The sequence below is a fragment of the Advenella sp. genome (assembly GCF_052108595.1).
Classification (GTDB): domain Bacteria; phylum Pseudomonadota; class Gammaproteobacteria; order Burkholderiales; family Burkholderiaceae_B; genus Advenella.
Genome location: NZ_JBQEAU010000199.1, coordinates 1 through 2981 on the forward strand (window position 1 = coordinate 1; position 2981 = coordinate 2981).

General features: G+C 56.1%; 3 protein-coding genes. All 3 read right to left on the minus strand.

Annotated features, from left to right (window positions below; translation table 11 throughout):
- A partial coding sequence (locus ACTIKR_RS20565; protein WP_442328903.1) for a cupin domain-containing protein occupies positions 1-527 on the minus strand: 527 nt, incomplete at its 3' end.
- 20 nt (positions 528-547) lie between these two features.
- Entirely contained in the window at positions 548-1534 is a 987-nt protein-coding gene (locus ACTIKR_RS20570; protein WP_442328904.1) for a Bug family tripartite tricarboxylate transporter substrate binding protein, read from the minus strand.
- Between the two features lie 41 nt (positions 1535-1575).
- Complete coding sequence (locus ACTIKR_RS20575) at positions 1576-2781, minus strand: 3-hydroxybenzoate 6-monooxygenase (RefSeq protein WP_193089403.1); 1206 nt, start codon at positions 2779-2781, stop codon at positions 1576-1578.
- Between the last annotated feature and the right edge of the window lie 200 nt (positions 2782-2981).

The window sequence follows — 2981 nt, forward strand, 5'->3', positions numbered from 1 at the left end:
GCCATTGGCTCGATCGACGCGTTATGGTGGGCATGCCAGTTCCAGCCGCCTTGGGGCAGAAAATCGCCACGCGACATGCGCACGGAATCGCCATTGACTACGGTCCAGACACCTTCGCCCTCTACGATGAACCGAAAGGCGTGCTGGGTATGGCGATGTTCTGGCGCATCTTCGCCAGGCATCAGATACTGAATGGCGGCCCAAAGGGTGGGTGTGGCAAAGGGGCGCCCGCCAAGCGCGGGGTTGGCCAGCGCAATGGCACGGCGCTCCCCGCCGCGGCCTACCGGTACAATACGGCCTGCTTCGTCGGCCAATTGCACCAGCCGGTCCCAACGCCACACGTGGGCGCTGGCCTTGCTTTTTGGATGCATCGGCATCAGATCACCAATTTCTGTCCACAGCGGCACCAGCATCTCGCGCTCAAAACCGCGGTATAGCTGTTCCAGTTCTGGTGTCGGCTCCGGTTGACCCGGGGACGCGACGGCGGTTAACCGGACAGGCGAGGGAATGGCATTAATCACGCTCATGGCAATGGTTCCTATGTTTTTTAATCCAAACTGATGTTGGCGCTGTCTATCAGGTCTTTATACGTGGCCGATTTTTGATCAAGGCGTTCGCGCAATTGGGTCAAGGTCCAGTTCAACGGCTCGAAGGCAAAGGAATCAAAACGCTTGCGTACCTGGGGATCACGCAGGATGTCTGAAATATCAGCATGGATCTTGTCACGTATTTCTACAGGAATACCTTTGGGTGCGACAAGCGATACGATCGAATTGACGTCCAGCTCGCCAGGACCACCGGCTTGTGCCACGGTGGGCACATCGGGATACAGACTGTGCCGTTCGGGAGCGGCAATGGCCAGGTAGCGCAGTTTGCCGCTGTCGTACACCGGCCGTGTGGACGGGATGGTGCCAAACGCCCAGTCCACTTCTGCATTGGCTACCGCGGTGTACAGCTGGCTTACTTCCTTGTAGGGAATGTGCAGCATTTTGGTATTTGTCAGCGAGCCCAGCCATTGCCCGCCCAGATGGCCAGGACTGCCGACAAACCAGGACCCATAAGTGACGCTGTCGGGGTTTTTTTTAGCCGCGTCGATCAGCTCGGTCAGATTTTTCCAGGGAGATTTTTCACTGACTGCGATCATAAACGGTGTGTAAAACAAGGGCGCGACCAGGTCAAATTTCTCCAGCGGGAAGTAGTGACGGGTCTTGTATAAATGCGGGAGCGCCGCAATATGCTCGCTATCCAGTTGTAGCAGGGAATAGCCGTCAGGCGCCCGTTTACTTACCGCCTCCAATGCAATGAAGCCGCCACCGCCGGGGCGGTTTTCGACCACCACCGGCTGCTTCCACTTCTTGCCAAGCGCCTGGCTCAGGATGCGCAGCACCACGTCAGGGCCGCTGCCAATGGAGAAGGCGGTGTACAACGTCACGGTTTTTTGAGGATAATCGGATGCCTGCGCCCATGCAGTGCTGGCCAGGCAACTGAGAGCAAGCGCACCTGCCATCAGGGTACGGCGTTTGCGAAAAAACATGGTGTGTCTCCTGGAATATATTTATTTGTTGAAGGTGGCCGTCAAAGCCGATAGCCTTGCATGCAGTTTTGTGCATTCCATCCGTATAACCACTGCAGGTTGTCATAGAAGCGAGATTGTGGCGTGTCTTTCCAAAGCGAGTTTCGAACAGCACGCTCTACACCTGCCGCATGATAGATCCGTCCCATCTCGCGCGTGGACCACACGACACGGGCACTGCGCGGTATGCGCAACGACTCATAAAGCGTGAAAGCGGCAGGCAAATCCCCGCGGCATTGCTCAATGGACAAGCCGAGTGTGACGGCGTCTTCAAGTGCCATGCACGCGCCCTGAGCCATGTATTGCGACATGGGGTGTGCCGCATCGCCCAAAAGGGTTGCGCGACCAACGCTCCAGTGCTGGACCGGCTCGCGGTCCGCAGTAGCCCAGCGGCGCCAGGAGTTTGGCAGATCGAGTAACTGCCTGGGGCGTTCATGTATGCCTTCGAAATAGGAAAGCACTTCTTGCTGGCTACCGTCGCGCGCACCCCATTGTTCCTGTTGTCGACTGTGAAAGGTGACGACCAGATTGTATTGCTCGCCGCCACGTAATGGGTAGTGCACGAGGTGACACCGGGGCCCCGCCCAGAGTACCGGCGCATTGATACGCAAGTCGTCCGGCATGTTTTCTTTGTCTACTACAGCACGGTACACCACATGGCCGGTCACACGAGTGGCGTCACCAATAAGGTGATCACGCACCACGGATTTAACGCCATCACAGCCGATAACGACATCTGCCCGGAAAACGTTGCCCGCCGTGTCCGTCACCTGGGCGTATTGATCTGTCTGGGTAAAGGTCTTGATTTGCGTGGATGTTTGAAACGAGATCAGCGGATCGTTGCGTACCCCGTTCAGAATGGCGCCGTGGATGTCAGCCCGGTGAATTACCGCATAGGGGCCGTTGAAACGCTCTCGGAACTGCTGACCAGTCTGGACACGCAAAACCTCGGTATTGTCGACGGCGTCCATCATAATGATGTGATCGGTAAATACGGCGCATTGCCTGGCCGCTTCGCCCACACCCAGTGCATCAAGCGCGGAAAAGGCATTGGGCCCCAATTGGATGCCGGCGCCGATTTCACCAATCTGTGAAGCCTGCTCCAGCAACTGCACCTGAATACCTTGGCGGGTCAGGGCCAACGCGGCTGCAAGGCCACCGATGCCGCCACCCACAATAATGGCGTTCTGGGTTTTTTTTGTCGTCATGGTTGTCTCCTTCTATTGCCCGGTTTCCACCCATTATGGATGTACAGGCATATAATTTAAAATGAAATATTATTATCATTCATATAAAAAACAATATACCTGGGCCCTATCATGGATTGGACACATCGGCTGCGGCTGCGCCACGTAAAAATGCTGCTTAGCCTGGCGCAAACGCACAACATAAGTCATTCTGCAGCAAG